28 protein-coding genes are annotated in these 23833 nt (G+C 41.3%); 8 read left to right on the top strand and 20 right to left on the bottom strand.

All coding sequences use genetic code 11. The features are described from left to right. Positions 1–156: 156 nt before the first annotated feature. From B3297_RS03385 to B3297_RS03320, 14 genes are all read right to left on the bottom strand, one after another. Positions 157–2385, bottom strand: coding sequence for a DNA/RNA helicase domain-containing protein (locus tag B3297_RS03385; RefSeq protein ID WP_286778435.1), 2229 nt, complete (start codon positions 2383–2385; stop codon positions 157–159). 10 nt (positions 2386–2395) lie between these two features. Beyond that, entirely contained in the window at positions 2396–2725 is a 330-nt protein-coding gene (locus B3297_RS03380) for a nucleotide pyrophosphohydrolase (protein ID WP_286778434.1), read from the bottom strand. 124 nt (positions 2726–2849) lie between these two features. Next, a complete protein-coding gene (locus tag B3297_RS03375) occupies positions 2850–3296 on the bottom strand; it encodes a nuclear transport factor 2 family protein (RefSeq protein ID WP_286778433.1) in 447 nt (148 codons plus the stop codon). Positions 3297–3446: 150 nt separating this feature from the next. Further along, positions 3447–3776, bottom strand: a complete 330-nt coding sequence (locus B3297_RS03370) for a metal-sulfur cluster assembly factor (RefSeq protein WP_070565732.1) — start codon at positions 3774–3776, stop codon at positions 3447–3449. 37 nt (positions 3777–3813) lie between these two features. Beyond that, positions 3814–5076 carry a hypothetical protein gene (locus tag B3297_RS03365; RefSeq protein ID WP_286778432.1) on the bottom strand — a complete coding sequence of 421 codons (1263 nt, stop codon included), beginning with the start codon at positions 5074–5076 and terminating at the stop codon, positions 3814–3816. 1 nt (position 5077) lies between these two features. Beyond that, the gene (locus tag B3297_RS03360) at positions 5078–5905 is read right to left on the bottom strand and encodes a DUF2249 domain-containing protein (RefSeq protein WP_286778431.1); all 828 of its coding nucleotides are present in this window, start codon (positions 5903–5905) and stop codon (positions 5078–5080) included. A 14-nt stretch (positions 5906–5919) separates the two neighbouring features. Further along, complete coding sequence (gene ric / locus B3297_RS03355; RefSeq protein WP_070565738.1) at positions 5920–6846, bottom strand: iron-sulfur cluster repair di-iron protein; 927 nt, start codon at positions 6844–6846, stop codon at positions 5920–5922. A 29-nt stretch (positions 6847–6875) separates the two neighbouring features. Next, the gene (locus B3297_RS03350) at positions 6876–7643 is read right to left on the bottom strand and encodes an ABC transporter permease subunit (protein WP_070565740.1); all 768 of its coding nucleotides are present in this window, start codon (positions 7641–7643) and stop codon (positions 6876–6878) included. A gap of 7 nt (positions 7644–7650) precedes the next feature. After that, the gene (locus B3297_RS03345; RefSeq protein ID WP_088160564.1) at positions 7651–8364 is read right to left on the bottom strand and encodes an ABC transporter ATP-binding protein; all 714 of its coding nucleotides are present in this window, start codon (positions 8362–8364) and stop codon (positions 7651–7653) included. Beyond that, complete coding sequence (locus B3297_RS03340; protein ID WP_070565743.1) at positions 8361–9611, bottom strand: nitrous oxide reductase family maturation protein NosD; 1251 nt, start codon at positions 9609–9611, stop codon at positions 8361–8363. Before B3297_RS03340 ends, B3297_RS03345 begins: the two co-directional genes overlap by 4 nt. 10 nt (positions 9612–9621) lie before the next feature. Beyond that, positions 9622–10071: a nitrous oxide reductase accessory protein NosL gene (locus tag B3297_RS03335; protein WP_083295915.1), complete on the bottom strand. Its 450-nt coding sequence runs from the start codon at positions 10069–10071 to the stop codon at positions 9622–9624. After that, complete coding sequence (locus tag B3297_RS03330; RefSeq protein ID WP_198386050.1) at positions 10058–10672, bottom strand: hypothetical protein; 615 nt, start codon at positions 10670–10672, stop codon at positions 10058–10060. Before B3297_RS03330 ends, B3297_RS03335 begins: the two co-directional genes overlap by 14 nt. Before the next feature lie 11 nt (positions 10673–10683). Next, a complete protein-coding gene (gene nosZ / locus B3297_RS03325; RefSeq protein ID WP_286778430.1) occupies positions 10684–12672 on the bottom strand; it encodes a Sec-dependent nitrous-oxide reductase in 1989 nt (662 codons plus the stop codon). A gap of 59 nt (positions 12673–12731) precedes the next feature. Next, positions 12732–13208, bottom strand: coding sequence for a c-type cytochrome (locus B3297_RS03320; protein ID WP_070565751.1), 477 nt, complete (start codon positions 13206–13208; stop codon positions 12732–12734). Positions 13209–13470: 262 nt separating this feature from the next. Between B3297_RS03320 and B3297_RS03315 the strand changes: the two genes are divergently transcribed. Further along, positions 13471–14082, top strand: coding sequence for a Crp/Fnr family transcriptional regulator (locus B3297_RS03315; RefSeq protein ID WP_075991501.1), 612 nt, complete (start codon positions 13471–13473; stop codon positions 14080–14082). A 44-nt stretch (positions 14083–14126) separates the two neighbouring features. After that, positions 14127–15362, top strand: coding sequence for a hypothetical protein (locus tag B3297_RS03310; protein ID WP_146752976.1), 1236 nt, complete (start codon positions 14127–14129; stop codon positions 15360–15362). 108 nt (positions 15363–15470) lie between these two features. Here the strand turns inward: B3297_RS03310 and B3297_RS03305 are convergent, their stop codons facing one another. Beyond that, on the bottom strand, positions 15471–15917 hold the full coding sequence (locus B3297_RS03305; protein WP_115049917.1) for a nuclear transport factor 2 family protein: 447 nt from the start codon (positions 15915–15917) through the stop codon (positions 15471–15473). 15 nt (positions 15918–15932) lie between these two features. Between B3297_RS03305 and B3297_RS03300 the strand changes: the two genes are divergently transcribed. From B3297_RS03300 to B3297_RS03275, 6 genes are all read left to right on the top strand, one after another. Further along, complete coding sequence (locus B3297_RS03300; RefSeq protein WP_286778429.1) at positions 15933–16205, top strand: hypothetical protein; 273 nt, start codon at positions 15933–15935, stop codon at positions 16203–16205. A 177-nt stretch (positions 16206–16382) separates the two neighbouring features. Beyond that, the gene (locus B3297_RS03295; protein ID WP_286778428.1) at positions 16383–16949 is read left to right on the top strand and encodes a hypothetical protein; all 567 of its coding nucleotides are present in this window, start codon (positions 16383–16385) and stop codon (positions 16947–16949) included. A gap of 21 nt (positions 16950–16970) precedes the next feature. Continuing rightward, positions 16971–17831, top strand: coding sequence for a helix-turn-helix domain-containing protein (locus tag B3297_RS03290; protein WP_201639602.1), 861 nt, complete (start codon positions 16971–16973; stop codon positions 17829–17831). A 100-nt stretch (positions 17832–17931) separates the two neighbouring features. Next, positions 17932–18225 carry a putative quinol monooxygenase gene (locus B3297_RS03285; protein WP_047096321.1) on the top strand — a complete coding sequence of 98 codons (294 nt, stop codon included), beginning with the start codon at positions 17932–17934 and terminating at the stop codon, positions 18223–18225. 146 nt (positions 18226–18371) lie between these two features. Then, complete coding sequence (locus B3297_RS03280; protein ID WP_201639603.1) at positions 18372–18560, top strand: hypothetical protein; 189 nt, start codon at positions 18372–18374, stop codon at positions 18558–18560. 27 nt (positions 18561–18587) lie between these two features. Next, positions 18588–19025 (top strand): hypothetical protein, encoded by a 438-nt coding sequence (locus B3297_RS03275; protein ID WP_286778427.1) that lies wholly within the window; start codon positions 18588–18590, stop codon positions 19023–19025. A 115-nt stretch (positions 19026–19140) separates the two neighbouring features. Here the strand turns inward: B3297_RS03275 and B3297_RS24805 are convergent, their stop codons facing one another. From B3297_RS24805 to B3297_RS03255, 5 genes are all read right to left on the bottom strand, one after another. After that, on the bottom strand, positions 19141–19206 hold the full coding sequence (locus B3297_RS24805; RefSeq protein ID WP_369012024.1) for a hypothetical protein: 66 nt from the start codon (positions 19204–19206) through the stop codon (positions 19141–19143). Further along, positions 19203–19604: an AraC family transcriptional regulator gene (locus tag B3297_RS03270; protein WP_286778426.1), complete on the bottom strand. Its 402-nt coding sequence runs from the start codon at positions 19602–19604 to the stop codon at positions 19203–19205. The genes B3297_RS24805 and B3297_RS03270 overlap by 4 nt, the downstream gene beginning before the upstream one ends. A 309-nt stretch (positions 19605–19913) precedes the next feature. Then, positions 19914–20243: a SemiSWEET transporter gene (locus B3297_RS03265; protein ID WP_115049907.1), complete on the bottom strand. Its 330-nt coding sequence runs from the start codon at positions 20241–20243 to the stop codon at positions 19914–19916. 53 nt (positions 20244–20296) lie between these two features. After that, a complete protein-coding gene (uvrA, locus tag B3297_RS03260) occupies positions 20297–22861 on the bottom strand; it encodes an excinuclease ABC subunit UvrA (RefSeq protein WP_286778425.1) in 2565 nt (854 codons plus the stop codon). 159 nt (positions 22862–23020) lie between these two features. Further along, positions 23021–23773, bottom strand: a complete 753-nt coding sequence (locus B3297_RS03255; RefSeq protein ID WP_286778424.1) for a bestrophin family ion channel — start codon at positions 23771–23773, stop codon at positions 23021–23023. Positions 23774–23833 lie beyond the last annotated feature (60 nt).

Genomic DNA, 23833 nt, shown 5'->3' with positions numbered 1-23833 from the left:
AACCGATTAGGAGAACGTAATAAGAGAAAGCTAGGACATACATATAATGAATTGCCTATGCCATAGCCTTACAATCCATCGTCAAAGAATTCTTTAAGAAAGCTTCAGCGCTAGACAAAAAAATAACAATTTACGGGTCCGCGTATAAATGATTAATCAAGCAAAATAAATCTTCAGAACAGATCTAAATACCCCGATCACCTGGAGATCTACAGCCTCCTCATCTTTCAATACAATGGGACTGTAGGAGTCGTCTGAAGACTTGGGTAAGAGGATAATTTCCTGATGTTGCCAGCCCTCTTCCGTAATGGTCTTTTTACTCGAATATTCTTTAATGGTATAATTGGCTCCAAAATCGCGATCTTCAAAACTACTGGATTCAACCAAACAGATAAGGCCATTTCTGGAACCTCCCTGATAGCGCTCAAATAAACAGATCGAACCGTTGGGAATAATCTTGTTCATGGACTCCCCGATTACTTTACAGGCAAAGTAACGTTGTGAATCCTGATAGCGTTCTTCCACTTGAACATATTGCAAAGTCTCACTTTGTTGCAATTCGGAAAAATTGCCTGCTGCGATCTCAAGATCATAATACGGTATAGAACTCGCTGTAGGTTCAGAACTAATAAGCTGTGAAGAAGTGACACTCAAATCGTTTTCACTATTTCCAGTCACAACCTCCATATGTTGACTTAGATAGGCTTTAAGATTCGAATTACACACATAAACGTAGACGCCTCTAATCCCTCTAAACATCAACGTCTTGTAGATATTTTTAACATAGAATAATAAATCCAGGTCATCGGTGCTATTCTTCCCGTTCGTATCTTTATATTCATCCCGATACACCACGATAGTTTTAGAAATAGGATCATAGTCGATCTCTTTACCAAAAACAATAGCGATATAATTTAGGTCATTGCCAAATACGGTGTGTATACTTCCTACTTCATTTATCGCATTTTTTGAATTGATCCAATCTTTAGCTGTCGAATTCCAACGAAGATCTATCCCCTCAATAGTCATATCGTAGAGATGCCTGTTTTTTTTGTCCTTTGTCTTATATTCCCAGCTAAAGCCTGCAACCAATCTAGACAGTCCCGTCTCTGCTTCCTTCTGGAAAACTTGACCACGCATCGCTACAAAACTGTCAAACAGCTTAAGCTCAAAATCATTCGATTCAAATCTTTCGTTAGGCAACAATTCCAAGTCAAACAACCGATGGACGAAATCAGTAAACAAGTCTCCTCCCTCGGAGCGAATTTGCGTCTGCAAGCGTACACTATCATATGCCTTAGAGTTCTTTAAAACTTCAAACCTTGAAGGTGGTAAATCAGTCGTACGGATAGATTGGTTGTTGTCATAAAAGAAAATCTGATTTTCCGACTGCTTCAAAACCCAATCCAACTCTGTTCCTTCGTTGATATCAAATCCAAGACGCATATTACTCTTATCAAAATCTCCATAACCGGATATATTTTTGCGTCTGCGCAGGCGATGGGCCTCATCCACTAAAACCACCTTGTATGTTCGTTTTGAAATATCTGTTGGCGATATAACCATACTCGAACTGAGCTGATCAATATCTTTGAACACTTTCTGCAGGGTACTGCGCAAGGAGGTCATCGATACGACAATAGCGACTTGATCTTTAAGATCTTTTTCATTTTCTACTGTAATACCATGTTTGTCTCGATATGCATTAAGCAACTCGAATGCCTCCATCGAGAATTCATCCTTCATCTCAAACTGTTCAAAATAGCGTATGGGCGTAACAAGCAATTTAAGTACATAAATCGCAATGATAGTCTTACCAGTACCTGCATTCCCCTGTATAAAGATACCTTTTTTGTCGTCCACGAGCATTTTCAAACAGGCCAGAACTGCCTGCTGCTGGTCTAGGTTCAAACTCTTGTAGGGTGAGTACTTAAAAACGTTGCTGTTAATGATCTCTTCAAAAGACGTGCGCGCTATTTTAAGTTCTTCGAGTTGTTTCCATATCTGCGGAAACAATACCTCATATTCTTTCTTCTGGTGATAGTAGTGCCCGTTATTGCCAAGGTTGGCATTGATTAGTTTCAGACCCTTTTCTGCTGAAAAAAGGTTGATCAGGAATGCTTCTAAATGCAGGGTAACGGATTTGTTGAACAAATGGGAATAGATCGCATGGCGGATTAAGAGGTCTTTCTTGCTGTCGTGTCTATTGTGGCTTGAAAAGCGGTTCTTGATATCGATAGATTCACCGATATAGATTGACCTTTTATCGTTGAGCAGATAAACAAGTGCACTGTTATAAAAATCTAGTTTGCTATCTGTATCCTTAACCTCTCCTGTGCTACCGACGGGAACAATATGAACTTCTTTAATATCCAATTCTGACATGCGTTATTAATTACAGTTCATTATACTTTTTAGCAGTTCCCTTGGCCTTTTCTATAGGATATTTTTCGTTATTGAGTTTCATCTTGTCCTCCACGATCTCCTTAACATCAAGTCCGTGCTTATCGGCAAGCAATAGTGCGTACATAAGCACATCGGCAAGCTCATTTTTCAACTTGTCAGGGTTGGCATCTTCATTTCCTTTCCACAGAAAAAGTTCCAGAAGCTCGGAAGCTTCGATGCTCAATGCCACCGCAAGATCCTTGGAATTGTGAAACTGCTCCCAATCTCTCGCATCTCTGAATGCTCTGATCTGTGCTATTAACCGCTGAATATCCGACATGATAAAATCCTTTAACTAAAAACTGGCCTTTGTCCAAATATCCGAAATATTGTTTAGGAATAAAAGGAAAAAGCCACATCTCACGATATGGCTCTACAACATATATATTTATTTGAGATGGCTCTTATTTATAAGAATTGATCGATTTGGATACTTTCCAGTCATTGCCCACACGCTCCAAAGTAACTAAATCTGTTTTGGCGAAGTTTTCAAATTTCAAAGTCACTTTAGCGACCATATAGTCTGCCGATTCCTCGATGATATCAGTGCTTACTGTACAGTTTAGCTTTTCACCTTTTTGTTTTTTCAAGGATTTAATCACTTCGCTACGGCTGTTAGACTGTGCATTGATAGCTTGGATCTTTTGGTTGAAATCAGCTGCAAATAACTGCTCAACTCCTGCTGATTCGCCCTCTGTGGTTACCGCAACATAGTGCTCTAAAGCGAAGTCAGCTGTGGAAAGGTTAACGTTTTCTTTTGTTGCTTTTGCTCCTGGTCCTTCAGCTGCCATAGCAAATGTTGATACTGCGATTAAAGCTGCTGCTGCGAATGTTTTTACTAATACTTTCATAATGTTTTTTTTATTGTGTTAGTACTTTTGTTCTTATTTGTTGACTCAAAACTACAACACAATAGGCCCTTAGCCTAAAGGCTTTAGACTAACGATCGGGAAAACTCGGCGAATAGCGGAAATAGGGAGGTGAATTTATTCTTCAAGAAATCATTCTCGTTCCAATAGGCTCTTTCCCTCTTCGCTGATCCGATCGGGAGTCCAAATAGGATCCCAAACGAGCTCGATAATTATTGCCCGCTGTGGAAATTGCTGTTGCAATGTTTTTTCAACGCCATGAACGATAGAGTCGCCCATCGGGCAATAGGATGAAGATAACGTCATGGTAACAACAATACGACTGGGATCGGTTAAATTAATATCATAAATTAAGCCCATATCTACGATGTTGATCCCCAATTCGGGATCCATCACAAGCATCAATACCTGAACAGCTTTTAACTGATCGGAAGCCTCCGGTTTTGTTAGATCAATTTTCATGGTATCTTTCATTAAATATATAGGCGAGGTGCGTAGTTTATTTACTTTTTCTTTGATGAAAAACTACTTTTCCGACATTGACAACATAAACAGCAGCAAGTGCTGCCCAAAGCCAGGCTGCACAGTATAATGCCCACCTGAATCGACCGGCTACAGCAACCGCCATGACGACAAGCGCCACTAGGTAAAGATAATATTGTATAGAAAGTAATCGCTGACTATAAAGTTCCTTGGGCAAAGGTATTTTTTTGATGCCATTGAGATCTTTATAGCGCCAATTCCAGATCATAAAAGGCAGGGTCTTATAGGTCATCCCTAAAATAATACCCGTTAACCATCCAAAAAACACCCATACGGCATATAAATTCACCCAATTACCAGACTCCTGCCGGACAACCATAGGTAAGGTGAGAAACGCGAACAATAAACTCAAAAAGGAAATGAAACTATGTTTCATCGGAATATCCAGTACCTTACGCGCCCGGTGCACAAAACAATCCACGACAAAAACGGCCCAGCAAACTACTCCCAATAGCACTATTGCTCCAAAGGTAAGAGATCTTAATCCCACAGGATGGCTGTATCCGTCCAATAAAAAAAGTACCAATCCAAGGTTTATCAAAATGACCGAAACATAAAGCCACTTTGTTTTGGTGGATTGTCCCAAGAGAAACATCGGCAGCATCTTCGCTCCCGCTCCCAGGATCAACTGCAAAAACCAACCAACAATACCGACGTGGGCGTGTAGCTTTAGGATATCGAGGTGACTTTTTGTTAGAAAACCATGGGCTAAATTAATGGCAAGCAAAAGGCCTAAGGTGGTTGTAAAACAAAGCCAGAAGGCCGAGAACGTAAAATAAAGGCGTAGTTCAAATAGATGCTCCACATCTTTAGTCGTCATCCACAGCAAGTAGAAGTACAGGTAGGAGCTGAGCGTAATCAATAGCCCTCCAACGCACATGAGTAAACCGATCTTGAAATACCAGAAACTATAAATCAACACACAGGTTCCCGATGTCAATAGGATATAACTGAAAAATGCCAATTTGGAAGAGCGAAGTGAACGTTCAAAAATAACCGGCACCAGCTGATACGCCGCTCCATAAATCACCATCGTGCCCCAACCTAGTGCTAGGCTATGGACGATTGCCAGCACTTTTGGTTGAAAATGGTGTCCAAAGAGCTGCCCCCCGCTAAAAACCAAGAGGAAGCTGAACAGTAGAAAAAAAATGCCCGCAGTGATAAAAAACGGCAATACAGCATACGCGTCTGGGCTCTTATGAATAGCAATATGTGCCATTTTATTTAACGGGGTAAATTAACAGATGGACATCTCCAGGATGTTGTTCATGGATGAAAATCCGATAAGAAAAATGATCCAGTTCTTCTAGTAAATGGAGCGGAACCTTCCGATGTTTTACATAGACAACCTCATCGGCTTTCAGTTGAGCAAGGGCCTCAAGAATTGATTCCATGGGCTGCGGCATAGGCAATGTCCTGACATCCAATGTAACAAGTTGAAGCGCGGAAAGTCGCGCTAATTTCTGCTCAAAAAGTCGTTTCGGCACAAATGAAATATGATCGCCCTCAGCAGGCTGAACGGACAGCACTGTATCTTTTTTATAAAAGTAACTTCTGAATTCGCCCTCCGCCCATTCGTGGCTATAGCTTGGCACTCCACGCTCCTCCATACGCCTAATCAATGGAATGGGGACAAATGAATTGCTGATGCAAAGAATCCCTCCTGCGACGAGTGAGCGATACAACTGAAAAATATCTTTTAATGGATCTTGCCCCATTTCCAATAGGGGTCTCACATCGAATACAACCGTCACTGCTGCATCATCCATCCAACTTGGCCGCTCTGCTGCATCGAATGGATCATTGACTTTCTCAGCTCCATCTGACATCCAAATAAAGCCGAGCGGTACCAGCGCAGCACGAAAATCTGCAACCGAACATCCGCCAATTTTTGCTGCTTCGCCTATGGAGACCCGAGGGGCCAGTATCCGACGCAACACCGGGATCCGGATCTTACGCAAGGGTTTGGCAATAGCTGCAATGGCTTCAATGCTTAAGTCATTACAGCTGATCAGTTCTGAAATCTTGGTATGCTGGTTTATCCGCATGGCTTTTCTAGTTTTTAATTCATTTGAACACCGTAGCTCGCGAGCAACTTTGGAAATAAAATATTATTCTCCAGGTGGATATGCTGCAAAAGATCGGATTCGAAAGATTCGATCTGTGAAAATAATGACGTGTAGGAATTGCAGGCATTGGCTGGCAATGTGTAATTTTGGGTAATTTTGCGCAACTGCTGAAGTTCCTTTCCTGAATCTTCGTGTTCGGAAATCAAAAATTGAATGAGCTGATCTACCTGTTTGCTGGTCAATTCTTGTTCATTCTTGGTTGCCGGAAAGAGCTGCTTCTCCTCTTTATCCAAATGATGGTAAAGGTCATCAAGAAAGGCATCGAGTTCTTGGGACAAGTTGACCAGCTCGGGATGCTGCTGTGCATGCACATCGGCCACTTTATGTGCAAGTTCCTGAATAATCGGTCCTTTTTCCCGGACATACCGATGATGAACATTCTTAATATAATCACTTAAAAAATCGATATCCCAATCTTTAAAATTTAGCGGTGGGCCGGCTATAGGAAGCTCTTCGGATTGGTTTAACCGTCTGCGCAATTCAATTTCATCGAGACCAACACTATGAGCGGCCTCCTTAAGCGTCTGCTTACCACCGCAACAAAAATCTACCCCAAGCTGTTTTAAAACTTCGGCCTTGCGGATATCCTTGGCAGCAATATGGCCAACGGTTTCCAGTGTTTCGCTTTCGAGCGGTTTGCCAAGGCGAACCTGCCAGTATTCGGGCCCCGATTCAAGATAATTCCAAATGAGATCCTTTCCACGTTCACCCAGCAACTGATAATAGAGCGGTTTAGGATCATGATCGTTTTTGATAATAAATGACTCGCCCGAATCCAGGGCATCGAAGTGATCAAATATGGTCGGGTGTTTAAGTCGAGGTTCTATATTGAAAACCTCCAATAACGGTGATTTAATCATGATAATAGTATTAAATGGTCAATAAATTATTATAAATCCTTTTTCTTAAAATAGCGAATAGATAGCCCTAGAGGAATGAGGCACCAGAGCAACATGACCAACAGGGTGATCGCAATGCCGAATGTATTACCGAAGAAATCCCGAAATATCGCCCCTGTATAGCCCATCATCGCGGATAGATCGACCTGTAATAAAATAAGGATGCGACAGATATCGATGGGATTGAGCATGGACAGTGCAACCATTCCATGTTCGATGGGATAATCCGCAAACTGAAATAGGATGAAAAGCACCAGTGCGTCAAAAAGCAGTGTGAAATAAAGCCAAAGCAAAATTGCCAATCCTATCCCCTTCGACTTATCTCTGATCAATACAGATGTCCACATCGCGATCGAAACGAAAATCAAAGAAAGTAACAGTCCGCAACCGACCAAAGTAATTCCCGAAGAGCTAAATGCATAGATAAAAGTTGGTATGCCAACGCCAATAAAAAAAGCTAAACTAAGTGCACCTGCCAGACCCACATACAGGCTGCCCCAAATGCTTTGCCGTTGCAAAGGCTGACTGACAAGGCAATTGATAAACTCGGAACTCTGGTAGATATAGATGCCTGAAAAAATGATACTCATCAGCGGAACTACAAACAACACAATATTCAGTAGACTGAGTAATCCCTTTTCATAGTTGTCCTCCATGCTATAGACCGTCATGGAAAGTACAAAGAGTAATATGGTGTAGCATAAAATGGTCTTGTTGCGCAAGAGATCCACAAAAACGTAGCGTATAATTTTATTCATCTTTTCTCTAATTAGACAGGTCGCGGTTCTGCATCAAATAAGCGATTGCTTTAGATAGCTTTTCAGTACCTGTATCTTCTTTTAATTGCTGCAAACTCTTATGAAACTTCAGCTCTCCTTCCTGCAGAAAGACAATCTGCGATACAAATTCATCGAGATCACTAAGCACATGGGAACTGATGATGATCAGTTTACCGCGTCCGATTTCTTTTTTGATTTTATCCTTGAGAATTTCGGTAGACAGAGGATCCAGTCCTGCTGTAGGTTCATCCAGGATGAGTACTTTGGGGTCAAACATAAATGCGATACAGGCACTTACTTTTTGTCTTGTGCCACCGGAAAGCGTTGCCATCCGTTTTTCCAACAGCTTGTCCACGCCAAAAGCCTGATAAAGATCCGAATCCGCCTGGGGCTGTTTACGGATATCTTTGATCATATCCAGGACCTGTTTGATGGACATATTCTCAGGATATTGACCGATCTGCGGCATATAGCCGATATGGTTCCGATAAGCCCATTGCTGTCCAATGTCCTGTCCTTCAAAAGTGATCCGTCCGGCACTCGGCATGACCATACCTAGGACAGACTTGATCAAAGTAGTCTTACCACTGCCATTGGGGCCAATTAAGGCAACGCATTCGCCGCCATTCAAGGTCAGATCAATGCCCTTTAATGCATTGAATTTTCCAAAGCTTTTCGTTAACTGCTGGATACTAATCATACTTTTATTGATTTCATGCGAGGCTTATCGTCTTTAAGCCCCTCGGGTGTCAGACTTGGTAATAGCTTTTCAGTCCGGTCGAACAACATGGCCATAAAACTTCGAAAAAGTAACATCGCCGAAGGATAGCGCTCAACCATCATCGAGAATAGGCTTACGGGACGAAAAGGGATATCCCCAAATCCGTCTTTGTCCAGATCGTATCCCTCGTATTTGTCCCAATAGTTATGCACAAAGCTGTTGAGTGTAAGGGTACCATTGGTGGCAACATCAAAGGTATTCTGAAGAAAATTATTGTCTTTAAGCACATTGTCCATACAGCTCGACTGAATCTTGAGCCCCCATCCGTTGCTCTTAAAATTGTTATGTTCAATATGGATACGATTCGATCCTTCCATAAAAATACCCGTGGTATTGCGGCTAAACTGATTGTTGATGATCTGACTATCGGAAATATCTTTGAGCAACAATCCATAGGCGGCATCGCCCCAATTCTCTTCGAAATTATTGTTTTCCATATGGACATGCTTGGTATACATAACAGCTACACCTGCACCATTGCTGCGAAAGGTGTTTGAGATGTAACTGTTCTCATGGGAAAACATAAAATGGAGACCATAGCGCAGATTTTTTTCAGAAAGATTGCCCTGTACTCGAGTATGGGTCACAAACTCAAGATAAATACCGTCCCTATGTCCAGACACTTCATTATTTTCAACACTTAAACTATCTGATTTCCAAGCATGAATACCATTACCAATCAGCTGCTCCGCTGTACCAAAAGCTTTGAGGATATTGCCCCGTATTTCAACGTTTGTAGCATTCTGCGCATAAATCCCGAAAAAATTGTCCACGAGCTCATTGTCAAAAATTTTGATATGCGCTGTATTGTAAATTTTAATACCGGCAATATCATTCATGGAAGAATGTCCCGAATGCTGTATTAAAAAGCCTTGAACAGTAACCTGCGGTGATTTGATCGAGAGCGGTTCATATTTTTTCTCGCCGTCCAGCACAGGTTTTCCCAGGCCTTTCAGGAAAATTGCCTTATCAATAACAATATTCCCCTCCTTATACACACCCGCCGCTACTAAAACGGTATCACCTGATTTCGCTTGTGCTAAGCCAGCCTTTATTGTTCTGACCGACTGCCCCTTTCCTACCTGGATGGTTGTCGCCGATACAGGCACGTTTACGAGCCAAAGACAAGCCATTGCACAGTACAACGCTAAAGCTAGATTCTTCATTGTTATTCATTTATTTCCACAGATCATTCCAGGTCATCACCGTGCCACCGATCTCTGCTTTGACCTTATCCAGTTCCACCCGTTTTTCAAATACAGCAACATTGCCTCGCATTGGGCTTTTCAAGGCTTCACTTTTGAGATAATATGCACCTTCAGCCGGTACGAGCTTATGGCTAACATAATCCGGCAGGTAATAAACGGCAATCTCTTCTTTTTTGACCGAGTTCCCTTTGACAAAGGCGATCATACATTGTACGTCATCAAAATTAAAGACCCGTCCCTTTTTTGTCTGCAGCTGCGTACCAAAACGCGCGTCCGTTATTGTCATCTTACAGTGGGCACATTGCTCGCTACCGTATTTAATAGGCTTGGGTTTATTGTTGCCCTGACAGGCCTGCAAACTACATAGAACCAGCAATATACTACTACAGATCAACGCAAATAATTTATAGTTTCTCATATGATTTTAGTTTTAGGGTTTTATTATTTTGCCACTCCCGCACTGTACAAAAGGCCAAGATAATTCCACAGAGTATAAAGATCCATCCCCCGATATCAGGTATAGAATAGGCGCCAAAATTTAAAAGCTGTTTGTATCCGATCAGTGGTGGCTGATAAGACATTCCGGGAACTTTTATCGGTGCAGATGGATCGAGCTGATGCCCATAGTTGTATTCCCAGATATAAAAGTCAACCAGGGCTGCGACTCCAAAAAGCAGAAAACAAAAGAATAAGCCATAGAGCAGTTTTCTATTCTGCACGAAACCGGTAAGCAAAAAAGCAAGCGCAAAAAATAAGATGATATAGGGCAAGACCTTAAATTCTATGAAATCTTCCGCATGTAGCGTTTTCATCCCGATATAGTGGTTCAGTCCATTGATAATATCAACTTGTCCGGCCAACTTGTTGCTATAGATCTGTAGTTCTAGCCCTTCTGGGTATTGTGCTGCGTCGAGCTCAATACGCCAGATGGGTAGGAAGATGACCGCTACCAGGGCCAGGCCACTCAGGATCAAAAGAATCCGATGTACTGCTGACAGGTGACTTGTAGTTTTCATCATTGTAGGTTATATTAATTGGTCTTCTCTTGCGGTTGATTGGTTCCCAGACTATAAATCAACGGAACATTGTTTCCTTTTTTTGAGATACGGATATACCCCTGCATCTCTTGGTGTAACGCGCTACAAAAATCCGTACAGTAGAACGGGAATACACCTACTCTATCTGGAACCCATTTCAATGTCTGTGTCTCTCCCGGCATAATGAGCAATTCTCCATTCTTTGCGCCTTTGACAGCAAAGCCATGCGGCATATCCCAGTCCTGCTCAATATTGGTCACATGGAAATAGACTTCATCGCCTAGTTGTACACCCTCGATATTGTCCGGAGTGAAGTGTGAACGGATGGATGTCAGATATACATGTACCTGGTTACCTTTACGTTCAACGCGTGCATCTTTGTCTCCTTTGGCAACAAATGGGCTGGTATTTTCTTCAATTTTAAAAATCTTCACACTTTTGTCTTTCACTTTCTCCGCTTTGATAGCTTGCGCATAATGTGGTTCACCAATGGTCGGAAAGTCTAACAACAATTGCATTTTGTCTCCCGAGATATCAAACAATTGGGCACTCTGAGCCAACTCCGGTCCTGTAGGGAGAAAGCGGTCTTTCGTAATCTTATTATAGGCGATGACATATTTGCCTTCTGGATTTTTGGTATCTCCACCAGGTATCATTAAATGGCCTGTTGAGTAAAATGTTGGTGTACGGTCGAGCACCTTTAAATCCTTAATATTCCATTTCACCAATTCGGAAGACACAAAGAATGACGTGATTGCATTTCCTCTGCCATCAAATTCTGTATGCAGTGGGCCCAAGCCAGGTTTTTGGACTTCGCCGTACAGCGCAGATTCGTATTTGATAATTGGGATACCACCGAATTTTCCTTCGAATTGTTTTTCCTGGATTGCTTTCTGTATCTTAGCGAACGAGAATACAGGTATGACCGCAGCCAGTTTACCCGACCCTACAATATATTCGCCTGTAGGATCAACGTCGACACCGTGCGGAGATTTTGGGCAAGGGATATAGTAGCATAGCCCCTCCAGCTCCTCTGCCTTCAATACGATCGTTTCTGTATTAAAAGATGTTTTTGCGGTATGTGATTTCTCGTCGTAAGTGTTATGGGCATACTTCAACCCGGTAACCTTTTTCCCTTTTCCGGCTTTCAAATACTCTTCGGCTTTTTTCCAGTTGACGGCCAATATAAAGTCTTTGTCATTTTTGGATGCATTGACCTCCAGCAATGTATTTGCCTGTTCGGTATTGTAGGTGGAGAAGAAGAACCAACCATGAGAAGTCCCTTTACCGGCTCGGCTCAGGTCATAGTTTACACCGGGTGTCTCAATCTGAAAAGCCAATTCCATGTTGCCCTTATCCTTATTGACGCTGACAAAGCTCAATGTTCCGCGAAAATTCTTTTTAAAGGTATTGATAGGTACATCGCCCGACTTACCGTCCAGCGGAACCGAAAATCGCGTTCCTGCAACAACATATTCGGTATTTTCAGTAATGTACGGCGAAGAGTGGTTTCCACCGCTGTTGGGGAGTTCGAGTACTTCAGCCGTACGAAAAGTTGTCAGATCCACCCGGGCAATACGGGGGGTATTGTTGGCATTGACAAATACCCAGCGGCCGTCGTAGTTTCCATCGGTTTTCGAAAGCTGCACGTGGTGTAAATCATCCCAAGGTACATTGCCATGGGACGTTTCGAGCATCGGTTTAGTTTCTTCACTAAAACCCCAGCCCTTTTCGGGATCTAGTGAAAAAACGGGTATTACACGCAATAATCTGCCGGATGGAAGTCCATAAACGGAGAGCTGCCCACTAAATCCCCCGGATACGAAATTGTAGAATTCATCGTATTTCCCTGGGGCAACATATACCTTCTCAGCGGCATCACCACTCACGGCGGCTCCCGCTCCTTTGGGTTTACAGGCATGGAAAGTCGATAACATCGCGCTCGCCATTAGGCTCGTCAATATGTATTTTGTTAAAGTCATTCTATTCTTATTTTAAGGTTAATACCTATGCAGCTTTGTTGATTCTTATTCAGCTTTTATTATTTTACACCATCATTTTGTCGCATAAACTCCAATACCTTTCGGGCTTCCTCGTCCGTTAGATTTTGGTTAGGCATCCGGACCATGCATAGTTCAAGTTGCGCCTGTAATTCCGGATCCTTATCGATCATCGGATCAGGATTAGTGATAAAATTCATGATCCACTGTGGTTTTCTCCGTTGTGTCACACCTTTCCATCCTGGCCCGACTAGTTTCTCGTCGGTTAGCTTGTGGCAGGAAGCACATTTCAGGTCAACAATCAATTTTCCGGCTGCGGCCATTGGTGCATCCAAATGGTCAGCGATTTCCACTTTGTCAAATTTTCCCTCACCGCGGTGAGGATCATATCCACTGGCGTCATTTGCCGAAGCCCCAGATTCATTAACACTGTTGGCAACGGTCTTTTTCTCGCCATTGTTTGAGGAACAGGAATAGATAAATAATCCCATCAAACAACATACAATTAGCTTTCTCATCTTATTTTGGTTTTGTGTTCAAACTTGATTGTGTTTTACTTAATCCAAAGGTATTATCGAAGCGTGTAGCCATTTTATGAGGCAAATCATAAAATGATTCCGGTGAGAACAAACCATCAATCAAAAACAATAAAACACTATATATAAGCACATTAACACCATATTGATTTTCATCACTCATTCCCGTGATCAACATCAAGATCTATTTTGTGACACTACTATATCTTTACGCTGTGTAGTAAAAACTAACTTATATCGAACGATGATTCCAACCGCAATACTTCTCGAAAAGGGAGCGAGCAGCCTACATGCCGATATTGGTGAAATACTTTTTCATGAGGATAGCATGGCCACATTTTATTATCAGTTGTTAAGCGGGCGAGTTCGTCTTTCTAATTTCTTATCAGACGGTAGGGAGGTCCTCCACAATGTTATCTGTGCCAATGAGGGCTTTGGAGAAGTAGCGATATTGGACAATGGCGTTTATACAGTGACGGCAATTACCGACAGTTCATGTACATTACTGAAGATCAGTTCGAAAAAATTCATCGAAATCATATATGAATATGGCAACCTACATCGTTTGGTATCACAAAAGATGGCGCGCGAACTACACTTTAAACTCTTTATGATCAAATTAATTTACAATCGTTCACCGGAGGAGATCCTCTCCAATCTGATCCAAAAGTTAAATGAAAGCAAGAGACTCGTTTGTCAGGAATGCAACCGACTTATGCTTACGCGCCAACAATTGGCTAATATGACCGGGTTAAGAGTAGAAACAATCATCCGGACAATGAAGCAAATGGACAAGGAAGATAAATTGAACATTATCCGCGGAAAAGTTTTTGTTCCGGCCGATGGTATTGATTGAAGCTTGAAACAACGATGTTTCAGCTATCGGAAAGAAATCAATGTATGAATAAAATCAGTAGCTATTTAAGTATCAGGAAATGGATCGTCATCACCCTATTCAATTTACTTATTGTAGGTATTTTCGGGTTGATTATGCGCTTAAAATTTTTATTTCCCATTCCTTGGATCGACCAGAAAAACCTCATGCATGCGCATTCGCATTTTGCTTTTTCCGCCTGGGTATCCCAAGCTCTTATGATTTTTCTCATAATGACCGTTCTGGGAATAAAAACCAATCAGATTTTGTGCAGGAAATATCAGCATATCCTATGGGCTAATTGGACGGTTTCGATAGGCATGCTTATTTCCTTTTCAGCTGCTGGCTATAACCTATGTTCGATTATATTATCCTTTTTATCGATACTTGTCTCTTATTGGTTCTGCTTTCAATTAGTGCGGGATCTTAAATCATCGACGCTTCCTCCGGCCATTTCGATCTTAATTAAGTCGGCACTATTTTTCAATATATTTAGTTCACTAGGGACCTATTTTCTGGCATATCTCAAAGTGAGCCACCAACTGGATCCATTAAAACAGCTTGCATCAGTCTATTTTTATCTTCATTTTCAGTATAATGGCTGGTTTTTCTTTGGCTGTATTGCTCTGTTTGCCAGTTGGCTGTATAAACGTACTGGTAAAATACCAATAAGTCCGCGTTTTTCGCTCGTGTATGTCATGACTGTTATACCAACCTATTTCTTATCTGTTCTATGGTGGAAGGGTTTACCCCTGTGGCTATATATTATTATAGTCATTACAGTCGGATTGCAATTTGTCCTGTGGGGAACATTAGCACAACGAGTCGTCCGACTGGTCCGAAGCAATATTTCACTCCGCTTAAGCCCCGATACATCTAAAATTTGGTTATGTGTCCTGTTTGCCATTTTTCTCAAACTGATATTGCAAGGCATATCGGTCATACCTGCTCTGAGCCAACAAGCTTATGGATTTCGACCAATTGTTATTGCTTATCTTCACCTCGTCCTTTTGGTGGTAATATCACTCTTTTTAATTGGGTATGCTTTTCAGATTTGTATGTTAAAAATCGAAAAAGGCATTCACTATGGCGTTTATGGCTTACTTGTTGGAATCTTTTTGAATGAATTTGTGTTAATGTTGCAGGGGCTCGGTGGATTTATACATTATTCTATCAGGGGAACACATCATGTGCTGACGGTCGCTGCAGCTATTATTGTTGTCAGCCTCTACAGGATAACGCAAACCCAATTACGCAAATGATGCTATTAGCATAAGCCATGAGAGATGATCGATCATGAAATAGCTAGAAAATAAGCCACATCTCTCAACATGGCTCTACAACATTTATATATTTATTTGAGATGGCTCTTATTTATACGAATTGATCGATTTAGATACTTTCCAGTCATTACCTTCACGTACAAGAGTCACTAGGTCTGTTTTGGTAAAGTTTTCAAACGTCAACGTCACTTTGGCTACCATATAATCCGCCGACTCCTCAAGGATTTCGGTGCTTACCGCACAGTTCAGCTTCTCGCCTTTTTGTTTTTTCAAGGATTTAACAATAGCGTTACGGCTGTGATTCTGTGCATTGGAAGCTTGGATTTTTTGGTTGAAATCCTCGGAGAACAATTGTTCTACACCTGCAGATTCTCCTTCGGTAGTTACCGCGACATAGTGCTCTAAAGCGAAATCTGCTGTAGAAAGGTTAACGTTTGTTTTTGTTGCTTTTGCTCCTGGCCCTTCAGCTGCCATAGCGAATGTAGATACTGCGATTAGGGCTGCTGCTGCGAATGTTTTTACTAGCGTTTTCATAATGTCTTTTTTATAGTGTTAGTTCTGTTGTATTCTTACACCGATGTAGCTCAGGCTCTTTCGGAATTATCAGGCAAATCGGTTTCTTACACCAATGCCGACCCAACAGAGTTTACCAAAAAACTAAAGCAGTTTAGCGTTCCCGAATTTGCCATTTTACTAACCGTCGGTTTTGCCGAAGATCAGAAAAACCACCAGTTTGAAGAGGTAACAAACGATCTGGAAAACCTTTTGGGAAGAAAACCTTTGGCATTGAAAGAAGCATTAAAAGAAATCTATAAGTTGTAACAGCCCATACGACCTCATTAATGGTAAAATCTTACACCACCACACTCAGCATTTGCCGAGTGTGGTGGTGTATTTTAGACTGTTTTTTTATTTTGTTAGTTTTGCATATATAATTCATCTGACGGATTGATTAAGAATATCCAATATTTCTTCCCAGGTCAAATGCACATAAAAACGATGCAAGATTTTGAGTACATAAAAATTGTTCCTGACGAACGGCTCTCCGGTTTTGTGGAGAGTTTCCTGCTATGTGCCAATCATACCGATGAAGATAAAGAAGTCATTATTTTTCCCGATGGAAGAGTGGGCATTATGTTTAGCTGTACAGATCAGGAACCATTGGTAGCCGAACTATTTAATCTGGATAAAAAAGCAAGCCGGTATATTTTCAAAACGCAAACAAAGCTTTTTATGGTATGTCTTACCTTGCTCGGTGCCGAATACCGGCTCGGATACAAAGGGACAGATTTTGGAAAAGATGAGATTCGGCTTCCCGCAGATCTTTGGGATATTTCTAAAGAAGACCTTACAAGCTTAGATAGCTTTGCAGAAAAGGTTTCGGAAAAACTTTTGGAAATATTCCCGAAAAAGATGGATGAAAGAAAGCAACAGCTTTTTGAGCTTATCTATTCGTCAGGTAGTAAGGCGTTATCAAGTACCCTCCTTACAGCAAGAAAAACTCAAATGGCTAAAATCGCTTTTGGAACGAATTTCTTAGTGACACAACCAAAGAACACTCCGTAAAAAATCAATTTAATTTTGACGATGGACATTACAAACCTTCCCGAAGATCTCTGGGAACATAACGAAACTCATACTTCGGATTTGCAAATTTTCAATTACGAAGTGTATAAGAACGGTTCTAGAAACAAGATTGGCCTGGATAAAAATGTATTCAGTTTCTTATTGGATGGTCAAAAAAACATTCACTTTTCTAATGATATCATTTCAATCAATGAAACACAATCGCTACTTATCACATCTAATAATGTTTTGGTTACCGAACTGGTAGGTGTAAGTTCATACCGTTGTTTACTCTTCTTCTTTTCTCACAAAAACATCACCGATTTTTTATTGAAACATTCCCATTCTTTCAGTCAGAATGCCTCAGATAAAAAGATAACGGATATACCTTATTTCCTTTTAGAGAAAGACAATTTTATCATCCATTATATTCATTCGCTCCAACAAATTTTTGGTTTGCAACAATCTATCTCTCAAAAGATTTTGGAACTGAAATTTGAAGAAATAATGCTTTATCTGGCGGATAAATATGGGACGGTATTTTTAGATTACTTACATTATTTACTAATCAATGAAAGAGAATTATCATTTAAAATGGTAATTGAAAAGAACCTTTATACGAACTTGAATATTGACGAAATAGCCTTTCTGTGCAATATGAGTGCCTCTACTTTTAAGAGAAAATTTATAAGTATATACCAGGAATCTCCAGGGAAATGGTTTCGGCAAAAACGGCTTAACAAGGCCAAAGAATTGTTACATAATAATCAAGTCACACCTTCCGAAATTTTTATCGACTTTGGCTATGGCAGCTTGTCAAATTTTAGTGCAGCCTTTAAAAATGAATTTGGGTATAGCCCCAACCACATCCACTCAAATTGACCTCTTTTCATAACTTATTGAACCAAACCAATAAACGAAGCAGCGCTGGTTTTTCTAATTTGGTCTGATGAAAGAATTGTTTAACTAAAGAATAAAAAAAATGAAAAAATTAGGATTGTTAGTTCGGTTGGAAGCAAAGGCCGGCCAAGAAAAAAACGTTGAAGATTTTATTACAGGAGCATTACCGCTTGCTCTTGAAGAAGCCGGTACCGTTACGTGGTATGCATTCCGTATTGATGCTTCTACCTTCGGTATTTACGATACTTTTTCAAACGAAGAAGGTAGAGAGGCACACCTTGGCGGTAAGATCGCAAAAGCATTAATGGAAAATGCACCAGACCTATTGGCAACACCTCCGTCTATTGAAAAATTGGACATTTTAGCTGCCAAATAGCCTAAGATAATACCATTATATTTAAGGGAGGATTTTGCAAAAAATCAGCAAAATCCTCCCTTAATTGTTCAGAAAAAATCTTCTCTCCCTCAATTTTTTAGATATCTAAAAAATCAACCCAAAAAAGCTTACGTCACGCTGCTGGTGTGACAACAGGATCAACCGTTTATATTGCTGGTGCTGGACCTGTGGGACGCTGCGCCGCAGAATCAGCAAAGCTTCTTGGAGCTTCCTGCGTTATTGTAGGAGATATGAACAAGGAGCGGTTGGAACTTGTCAAACAGGCGGGAATGGAAACTGTTGATCTTACCCTTGATGCCAGTGTAGCAGAATAGATCGAACAGATTCTCGGAGTACCAGAAGTGGATGCCGGTGTGGATGCCGTAGGTTATGAGGCACATGGACATGGTGATGAAGACTACAAAATAGAAAATCCCAACGCAGTTATCAATGATCTTTTCGATGTTGTTCACGTAAGCGGAGGTATAGGGATTCCAGGTATCTATACTCCTTCTGACCCAGGAGGACGTGATGAGAATGCTAAGCACGGTAAACTGACTGTCGACTGGGGAAAAGGTTGGCTTAAGTCATTTCATATTCAAACGGGAATGGCTCCAATTGGACGTTACAATTATCAAATTATGCAGGCCATTCTAAGGGGCCGTATCTCCATGAAAACGATCATGAACCCGCAGGTTATCAGCCTTGACGAAGCACCACAAGCCTATAAAGACTTTTCGGATGGTTCAAGCAAAAAGTGTATTATCGATCCACATGGCATGATAAAAAACCGTTCGTAAACTCACGTAGAGCGAAAATAAAAAGTAAAGGTGGGACATCGAATAAATGTCCCACCTTTTTTAAATTTCTCAGCTTAACCAATTACATACCTATTTAACGCGCACTTTGCGTTAATCAGTGTCTATATTGGCCCGGAGAAAGCCCCTCAAGCCTTTTAAAAATTTTAATGAAATGATTCACATTATTAAACCTGATGCGTAACAGGCTTCAGTCACAGTAACGGAACTGTCAGCCATTATTTTTTTTGCATGGTCTATGCGCGTACGCAGAACACATTCCAAAGGAGTTATGTCCAGTATATTTTTAAAATATTGATAAAAAGATGATTGGCTCAAACAGCATTCTCTTGCCAATTTTTCAACAGTTATTTTTTCCGTAAGGTGCTTATGCACGTAATTGATCGCCGGTTGAATTCTATTGTCATACATTGGTTGATTGCTGTTCACTGACAAACGGTTCTGGGTCTGAAGAAGCCTTAATAGAAGTACTTTAAGAGAGAGGTCCGCAATTGCCCCTTTTGCAAAACCTTCCTCCATAATAAGGTTAACAAGTTTATTGAGACTTGTTACAAGCTCCATACTATTTTCGAATGCTGATGCGAAAAATCAAGTTTCCATTCAAAAGGTGCCTGACGATTTGAATTCCTCGGACATCACTTTTTCACCTCTCATCATACTTGAAACTACCAATCCACCACTATATGAAAGTATTACATTGTCACTTTTATGAAATGTTTCAAATATGTTGAGCTCACAGTTCGGAAGATTAAAAGTCCTCCGGTGCTCCAGTCTGGAATCCAATTTAGAACTGTCGCTTAAATTTACGTGATTTATCCGATAAGATTTCATACTTAAGTCTTTATATATTTACTATTGACCAAATAAAATTTACTTAATCCCAATTTTCGCAGCCGCCAGATTTGATAGCAGGATGCCATACATTTCGGATCTGCACCTGTTAAATCCCTTTCTGGAAATAATACAGTAAGCCAGGAGGGATAAATTGACCAGAACGGCAAAGGAATTCGATAGGATTATCTGCCAATCCTCTTTCATGATTCCATACCAGACCCAGAGGGAAAGACCTGAAAGTAAAACAATAAGTATTAAGATTGAAATGTCATCCGCATTTCTGGTTCTTATTACCTTTATCAATTGGGGCATCATTGCAAATGAAGTTAAGACACCTGCAATGAGTCCAATTAAGTCTGTATTCATACGACATATTTATTTTGTTAATAGCGGACATCGCGTCCTTTAATTTTCATTTTTTAAACATAGGCAGCCAAATATTTAGCTGTTTTGCTTTGCTTATTCTTAGCTACTTCCGCGGGAGCTCCTTCAGCAATTATCTTTCCGCCATCTTTACCCGCACCGGGTCCCAGATCTATCACCCAGTCACTGGAGGCCACAACATGCATATCATGTTCAACCGTAATCACGGTATTTCCGGCATCAACCAAAAAATTCAGCTGACCTATCAACTTTTCCACATCAGACGGATGCAGTCCTGTCGTCGGTTCGTCCAAAACGTATAAAGTTTTCCCTTTTTGCGTACGCTGCAGTTCCGATGCCAATTTGATACGCTGTGCTTCTCCCCCAGATAATTCTGTGGCTGGCTGTCCAAGACGTATATAACCCAAACCGACCTGTCTGAGGACTTCAAGACTTTGCCTTAAAGACCTGTCGCTGCTGAAAAAATCCCAGGCCTGATCCACAGTCATGTCCAAAACTTCGGCAATATTTTTATCGTCATACTTTACTTCCAGTGTTTTGTCATTATATCGGGTTCCCTTACAGGTCGGACATGGTGTATAAACACTGGGAAGGAATAACAGTTCTACCATAACAAACCCTTCTCCTTTGCAGTGTGCACATCGTCCCTTGGCTACATTAAAAGAAAAACGTCCCACATCATATTTCCTTTTTTTAGCTAGCTCAGTTTCAGCAAATAATTGCCTTACCCTGTCAAACAGCCCCGTATAGGTTGCCAGATTTGAACGTGGTGTTCTGCCGATTGGCTTTTGGTCAACTCTTACCAGCCGCTTGATGTGTTCCATGCCGTTTGTGATAACACCTGAAGTCTGAATATTGGTTTCCTGTGATAGTTCAGGCTGTTCATCGCTGCTTTCCTCCATATCCTGTCCCAAATAATCCGATATCAAGTCTACCAGCGCCTGACTTACCAGACTGCTTTTACCTGACCCTGAAGTACCTGTAATACTGGTGAGAACGCCCAAGGGAATTGACACATCCAGGTTTTGGATATTATTTCTGGTGATATTACTGGCTCGCAGCCAGTGCTCAGCTGTCCTGACAACCTCTTTGGTAACAGGAACCGGATCAATATAATGACGGGTTACCGACCGTTCTACAGATTGTAGTCCTTCCAGGGGACCGCTATATAATATCTCTCCGCCATTGGCTCCCGCCTGTGGCCCAACATCCACAACCCAGTCACAATGTCGGATAATATCAACCTCATGCTCTACGATAAACATTGAATTGCCCGCATCTTTCAATTTTATCAAAACAGCCAACAGGGCTTCTGTATCTGCAGGATGAAGACCCGCTGACGGTTCATCCAGAACGTAAATTACGCCAAACAGATTAGAATGTACCTGTGTCGCCAGCCTTAACCGCTGTAATTCACCGGGAGAAATACTTGGCGTGCTCCGCTCCAGCGAAAGATAGCCCAGACCGAGATCAATCATGATTTTTAGCCGTGCAACAAGATCTACCGCAATATTTTGGGCAACGATAGCTTTCTCTGGATGTTTATCTTTATCATTAGATAAAAATCTACCCTCCGCATATGGGGTAAAAATGGCCATCAGCTGAGATAACGACTGATTGGAAAGATCAGCGATGTCGAAACCCTCAAATTTTACAGCCAATGATTCTTTTTTTAATCTCTTTCCGTGACATTCCGAACATTCCGTATTCAGCATATACTGTGATACCCGCCTCTTCATCATCGGACTGTTGGTATTTGCAAATGTTTGCAGAACATAACGTTTGGCACCGGTAAAAGTTCCCATATAGCTTGGCGGCAATTTCATTTTCACCGCCCGCTGTACCTCCGCTGCAGACAGCCCCGAATATACGGGTACTGTAGGTGTTTCATCGGTAAACAGGATCCAGTCCCGGTCTTTTTTCGGCAGATCCTTCCACGGCTTATCGACATCAAATCCTAAAGTCATCAAAATCTCCCGGAGATTTTGCCCTTGCCAAGCCGATGGCCAGGCAGCTACTGCCCGTTCACGTATTGTCAGGGAATCATCCGGTACCATCGATTTTTCTGTGACATCGTAAATGCGTCCGATACCATGGCATACAGGACATGCTCCTTCGGGCGTATTGGGAGAAAATCCTTCTGCATAGATGATAGACTGTTTGGGCGGATAATCCCCTGCCCGGGAATATAACATCCTCAATAAATTGGAAATAGTCGTTACACTTCCCACTGTAGAGCGGACGGTAGTACCTCCCCTGCTCTGTTGCAGGGCAACAGCCGGGGGCAGTCCATGAATGGCACTGACCTCAGGAACATTCATTTGATTAAATAAACGTCTTGCATAGGGTGACACTGACTCCAGGTATCTTCGCTGTGCTTCCGCATAGATCGTACCGAATGCAAGAGAAGATTTACCCGAACCCGATATCCCCGTAAATACGACAAGCTTATTTCTGGGAATATCGACATCAACATCTTTGAGATTGTGTTCCTTGGCTCCCCTGACACGTACAAAACCTTCGGAATTCTGTTCGCTTGGACTTTGATCTGAAAGGTCTCTCTTTTTAGAGCCTTCTGTATTTTTACCAAAAATTTTCATAAAACAATGCTTTAAGGTTACATAAGATAAAATCCCTGCGGCTCAATTGGATCTGGGATTTCCTTCTCATTGAATAGTTGACGGATATTGATCTCTATCGTTCGTGAAAGTGCGGTCATAGGCGTATCCGTAGGGCTGTTGCTGAAAGGATCCTGAAGCCTATGCGCTAGCATTTCCAAGAAAAAAAAACATCATCGAAACCGAAATAAGAATGACAACCTGCAGCACAATGTTTAAGTGGAACGAGGATGACAGACTTAGAAAAACCGCAAACAAATAGATGGCGGCATGCAATATCTGACCAAATGTCGGTGAAAAAACGGTATTTTTAATCCGCTCTGCTCTTCCCATCGATGCTACAAGATCATTTAATGTTTTTTCAATCTGAAGCAGAGCAAATTCATTCAGCAGGTTTTCATCATAAAGTTTTTTCAAGCATCCATTCTGTAATTGACTGATCGCAAAGGGGACATTTGAATGTTCTCGGAGCTTTTTCATTTCCTCTCCGCTGAGCAAATCTTCTAGAACAGGCCAAATATCCTGCCGCCTCAATGCTCTTTCTAAAGCTCTACACCAGCCAATCTGATAATGGGAAATTTTAGCCACATCTACGTTTTCAGTTTTCACATAAAGCTGGAGCTGCAGGATCAGAGAACGGCTGTCATTGACGATTGCTCCCCAGATGGTATGGGCTTCCCACCACCGGTTATAGGACTGGTTGATTTTATACGATAACAGAATCGAGATCGCAATACCCAATGTTGTCGCTATGTGAATGGAAATATCCGGCGCATAATCTGGTAAATAATATGGTAATAGACCAAAAGTAACCCCCAAAAGGGCAACTGTAAACAATTGTACCTTAATTTCATTTAATAGAAATTTAAATGGAACTCTGCGGTTTATTATCATGGGACTTTCTATTTAACATTATTATTACTATACAATTCAAAACACTTGCGTCCTAAACGT

It is taken from the genome of Sphingobacterium sp. UBA3519, from assembly GCF_002377215.1.
GTDB lineage: Bacteria > Bacteroidota > Bacteroidia > Sphingobacteriales > Sphingobacteriaceae > Sphingobacterium > Sphingobacterium multivorum.
The sequence above is the reverse complement of the archived record's forward strand: the minus strand, read 5'-3'. Positions and strand labels throughout refer to the sequence as shown.